The organism is Desulfonatronospira sp., from assembly GCA_003563255.1.
In the GTDB taxonomy this organism is placed as follows: Bacteria; Desulfobacterota; Desulfovibrionia; order Desulfovibrionales; family Desulfonatronovibrionaceae; genus Desulfonatronospira.
Genome location: PWSL01000392.1, coordinates 1 through 5,258, shown reverse-complemented (window position 1 = coordinate 5,258; position 5,258 = coordinate 1). Strand labels below are relative to the sequence as shown.

2 protein-coding genes are annotated in these 5,258 nt (G+C 50.5%); one reads left to right on the top strand and one right to left on the bottom strand.

Features of this window, described 5'->3' with window-relative positions; genetic code table 11:
- Window positions 1-242: 242 nt before the first annotated feature.
- Complete coding sequence (locus QZP87_RS11465; protein ID WP_291323060.1) at window positions 243-1,145, bottom strand: NAD(P)/FAD-dependent oxidoreductase; 903 nt, start codon at window positions 1,143-1,145, stop codon at window positions 243-245.
- A gap of 1,060 nt (window positions 1,146-2,205) precedes the next feature.
- On the opposite strand from QZP87_RS11465, the gene QZP87_RS11460 reads away from it, so the two are divergent.
- Window positions 2,206-5,055 (top strand): chemotaxis protein CheW, encoded by a 2,850-nt coding sequence (locus tag QZP87_RS11460; protein ID WP_291323059.1) that lies wholly within the window; start codon window positions 2,206-2,208, stop codon window positions 5,053-5,055.
- Window positions 5,056-5,258 lie beyond the last annotated feature (203 nt).

Here is a 5,258-nt window from a genome sequence, read left to right as displayed (position 1 = left end):
GCGTTCCCAGGCTGGAGCCTGGGAACGAGAGGGGAGCGGCTGGAGCCTGGGAACGAGAGGTAACCAGGAACCGATTTTAGCAACCAACATGTTGGTTTGAAATTTGTGCTAAGCGCCTAAAATATTTTTTTGCACGGTCAACCTCGCATCAACATCACTGTTACTTTACAAACATTTAAACTGTCAATCCGAAGTCCAGGCCTGACAACTTGAAAATCCAAAGATCGCCTGAAAAAGCCTGCTTATGATTCCTTCTTTTTCTGCCCCTTCAGGTGGTTTATGGCGGAGCGGGCGGCTATGGCCCCCTCACCCACGGCCACGCTGATCTGCAGAAAGCGTCCCACACAGTCACCTGCGGCAAAAACCCCCGGGATGTTGGTTTTCTGATCATGGTCGGCCTCTATGAATATCTTCTGGGTGGTGATGCCCAGGGAATATGCAAAATCCAGGGACGATGCCTCTCCCATGGCCACGAACAGTCCGTCCACCTCTGTAGTGGAGCTGTCTTCAAACTGCACCTTTTCCAGAAACTGCTCCCCTTCCAGACGCACGATCTTGTCAGTCAGTACAGGTATCTCCATTTCCTGCAAACGCTGCATATAGCTATCCGGCATATCAGGCCTTTTGCCCTGGGTGTAAATACTTACGTGCGGGGTGTATTCTTTCAGTTCCATGGCCTGGTTGGCTGCAAAAACCCCCTCGCCCACCACGAATACCTTTTTGTTCTTGAAAAAGAATCCGTCGCAACTGACGCAGTATGAGACCCCCTTGCCCTCGTACTCCGAAATATTTTTTATGCCCGGGCGGACCCTGCTTACGCCGGTAGCCAGAATCACCGCCCTTGCCCGGTGTTCCCCGCTGTCTGTCTTTATTTTGAAGGTGTCATCAGGCTCCATGTGTATGGACAAAACCCTTTCGCAGGTGATCACAGCCCCGTACTTGGCGGCATGATCGCAGCCCAGCTCGATAAGCTCATGTCCTTTTATACCCTGAGGAAATCCAAAGTAATTGTCTATGTCGTAATCTCCGGCCACTTTGGGGGCGCACCCAAGGACAATGGTATCCAGACCGGCCCTGGCAGTATATATTGCCGCAGACAGACCGGCAGGACCCTGCCCGATTATTGCAACGTCCTTGATTGACATATTTTGCTCCTTGCAAAAAAGTTACAGGTTTATAACTACAGCGACACTTTGTGTAAATTATCGCCTCGTCCACCGGGGACTGGCACTTTTGCCGACCTCAAACTGTAAAACGGCCGGACTATCCTGCGGCAAAAGAGCCAGTCCCCTTCAAGCAAAAAATAAAGTGTCGCTATAGTGTTATTAAAAATACAGAAAAATTTTGAAATAATTATATTCTTCTGGACAGTCAAAAGTTATTTTGTAACTTTTTATTTTTATTGGCTTTTTTGGCAAATCAACATGTCTTTCGGGCCAGAGCAGATATCTATCCAAATTTATTCACTTTATTTCTTTCAACCAGGAACGAAGAACCAAGAACTATGAACTCTCGAGATTCTTGATGCACCTGCAAAAAGTCAGATATTGACTGGTAGTGATAAATATGGATTATCTAAATTTTTGATTTTACTGACTATCGACTACTGGCCACTGACTACTGCGACTGGAAATAAGACTTTTTGCAGTCGTATCAGTCTTGATGCAAACTTTAACAATGATGGCTATCAACACATGATGAAAAGGTCAAATCTGAAATAAATTGCAACAGAATCCGCCTGAAAAATTCAATCCCCGATTACGGCAAACTATGCCAGAGCCAACAAATTTGTTGCCTTAAGACAGCTTGCCTGCTAGCCTTACATAAAAATACCGACAACTTTAGTGATTCGGCCTGACTGCAGACTCAATGTAACTATTCAGGGGATGCTGCAATCGGCCTGAGGACAGTCTTCAGGTAACCATTCAGGGGGCACTCAGTTGTAGTTCCTGGCACAAGGTCTGGGGACTGTCCTTGCTAAGTACTACCTGTGCAGGTTCACACAACTTAGCGTTTGTCATATTTTACTTGTGCAGGCAAGGTGTCGCGGGGACTGTCCCCGGGCCGTTGGGGGACCCCCTGAATGGTTACCATAACGCAACCCGCCCGGCTTATGAGCCTGGAAATACAGGCAAACAGGAGAAAGGGCAGCCCGGCGGGAGACATTACCCGTCTCAACACCACATGCAGGCTCACGGATATAACATGGATCAGAACAACAATGTAGAAAATGAAAGAATGCAGCAGGCTTTCAGGGAAGAAGCCGGTGATCTGTTACCTGAACTGGAATCAACTCTCCTGGAGCTGGATGAAAATCCAGAAGATGTTGAACTGATAAACCGTGCTTTCAGGGCTTTGCACACCCTGAAGGGCTCAGGGGCCATTTTTGGATTCAATCGCCTCTCCGAGTTCACTCACGAAGTGGAAACAGCCTTTGACCTGGTACGCAGCGGAAAAATGCAGGTTACCAGAAACCTGCTGGACCTGGCCTTGGAGGCCAAGGACCAGATTCATACCCTTCTTTACAACCCTGATGACGCCGACCAGGAACAAATGGATCATATCCTGAAATCCATGAAAAAAATTGTGCCTGGGCAGGCAACTGACTCCTCTGAAGGGCAATCAGTAAACGTTGAGGAACATGAACCCGTTGAGAAACAGGACTCCCCGGGAATAACTGAGATTTATCACATCCGGTTCAAACCTGATCCAGGCATTTTCGCCACCGGAACAGATCCTTTGATGCTTGTAGAAGAGTTGAGAGAGCTCGGCCGGGCTCATGTTGCCGCTCATCATAGTAAAATCCCTGATCTGGAGAATATTGACCCTGAACAATGCTATGTATGGTGGGATATCGTCCTTGCTGCACACATGGGCAGAGGTGCAATAGATGACGTGTTTGTTTTCTTGGATGAAGACAGCGAGCTGAGCATAAATATCCTTGAACCGCCTGATGACTCCATTGAAGAATACCTGCAGAAACTAAAGCGACTCATTATCAGCAAGCCGGATATCACTCCCCGGGACTTACAGGAGGCGATCAGCCCTGAAAAAAATGAAGAATACCAGGAGCTTGAGGATATCCACGTAGAGACACCCCAGGATGATGCCACCTCCAAAATGCAGGAGATTTACAGCAACATGGAGCAGATGGGCTACAGTGAATCCCCGCCTTCCATGCCGGAATCCCTGAGGGTCAACGTAGGCCTTCTTGAAAACCTCATGAATCTGGCCGGAGAGCTGGTGCTGAGCCGCAACCAGCTTATGCAGGCCTTGTCCGAAAATCCCGATCCAGCCACCAATACAGCCGGGCAGCGTATAGACCTGGTGACCTCAGAATTGCAGGAGGCCATCATGCTTACACGCATGCAGTCGGTAAGCCATGTATTCAACAAGTTTCCCGGGATAGTGCAGAAGATGTCGCAGAGCCTGGGCAAGGATATAGAGCTGAACCTGGAAGGCAAGGAGGTGGAACTGGACAAGACCATTATTGAAGGTTTGTCGGATCCCTTGACCCGGCTTGTGCGGTATTCCGCGGATCAGGGCATAGAAAAGCCTGGCGAAAGGACCGCTAAAGGCAAAAAGGCCCAGGGCAGGATACTGCTCAAGGCCTTTCACGCCGCAGGACAGGTCGTTATTGAAATCATCGACGACGGCAAGGGCATCCCCTTGGATACGATAGTGGAGCAGGCCCTGGACAAGGGACTGGTAAGCGATGAGGAGATTCGCACCATGTCACGCAAGGAAAAGGCCCGGCTGATATTTTTACCGGGCCTGTCCACTGCGGAGCAGCTCACCGACGATTCCGGGCGAGGCATGGGCATGGACGTGGTCAAGAACAATCTGGACCGCCTGGGGGGCCAGATAGATATCGACACCGAGGAGGACAGGGGAACCTCTATCCGCATCAAGCTGCCACTGACTCTGGCCATTATCCCCAGCCTGCTTATTTCCATAAGCCGGGAGCGCTACGCTGTACCGCAGATAAACGTGGACGAGCTGATCCAGATCCCGGCTCAACAGGTGCATGAAAAAATCGAGGTGGTAGGAGACGCCCAGGTGCTCATATTAAGAGGAGAGCTTATCCCCCTTGTGGGCCTTACCGAACTATTGAAACCAGATGAGAAAGACAGCCGGTCCAGGGCCGGGGCGAGATCCATAGAAGAGTCCTGGTCTGAAGAGGGCGCAAACTCCGACACCATTGCTGCACCCCTTGAGAAGAGCGGATCAGGGTATGAGGGCACCGTTCTGGAAAAAGAGACCATTGAAGCCGGCAAGTGGGCCATTGCCGGAGAGGAAGACATAAATATTGTTGTTGTCTATTCCGGGGCCTTCAAGTACGGTCTGGTGGTGGACGAACTGCACGAATCTGTGGAGATCGTGGTCAAACCCCTGGGACGTCACCTCAAGTCCTGCGAAGCATATGCCGGGGCCACCATCATGGGAGACGGCCGAGTGGCCCTTATCCTTGACGTGGCCGGCATTGCAAGGCTGTCCGAGCTGTCCTCCATGGCCGGCACGGAAAAGGCCCAGGAACTGGCCCGGGAGCATGAAATCCGCAAAGAGCATGACCTGCACAGCCTTTTTCTTTTCAACAACGGCCTTGGGGAGCGATGCGCCGTGCCCCTGGACCTGGTGACCAGGGTAGACCTTATCAGGGCCGAAGACATCGAGGTCGACGCAGGCAAAAAAGTCATCCAGTACCGCGGGGGAGTCCTGCCGGTCTTTGCCCTGCACGAGGCCGCCAGCGTGGAACATCTGGAACTGGAAGGCGAGCTGGTGGTTATCGTGTTTTACATGGCCGGTCACGAAGTGGGGCTTCTGGCTTCTCCCCCCGTAGATGTCAGAGAAGTGCAGGCTGAAATAGACGATTTTACCTTGAAGCAGACCGGTATTTCCGGTTCTGTAGTGCTGGATGACAATACAGTCCTGATGGTTGATATTTTCGAGCTGATGGAAAGCTTGAACCCTCACTGGTTTGAAGAGCGGGAAAAGTTCCAGTCCCCGAATCATGATGCGACTGCAAAAAATCAAAAAGCAGGTTTCAGTTCTTAAGGCTTTGTAACTATTCACCAAATCTTTTTGGCTCTTTCAGCTCAAGTGTACGCCAAGCCTGAAATGTTTTTACCTCTCGCCAGCTTCGCTAGAGGCACCCAGTTAAATACCCCAGAGGGGACCCCGATTTAACCGGGCAAGCAGAGGACGCAGAGATAAGAAGGATTTTTCATTGCCCTGAGCCGGGGCAATGAAAAAGGCTC

Bases quoted from the DNA above. Each gene is read 5' to 3' on its own strand.
- QZP87_RS11465 (WP_291323060.1), bottom strand. From the start codon at position 1,145: ATGTCAATCAAGGACGTTGCAATAATCGGGCAGGGTCCTGCCGGTCTG.
- QZP87_RS11460 (WP_291323059.1), top strand. From the start codon at position 2,206: ATGGATCAGAACAACAATGTAGAAAATGAAAGAATGCAGCAGGCTTTC.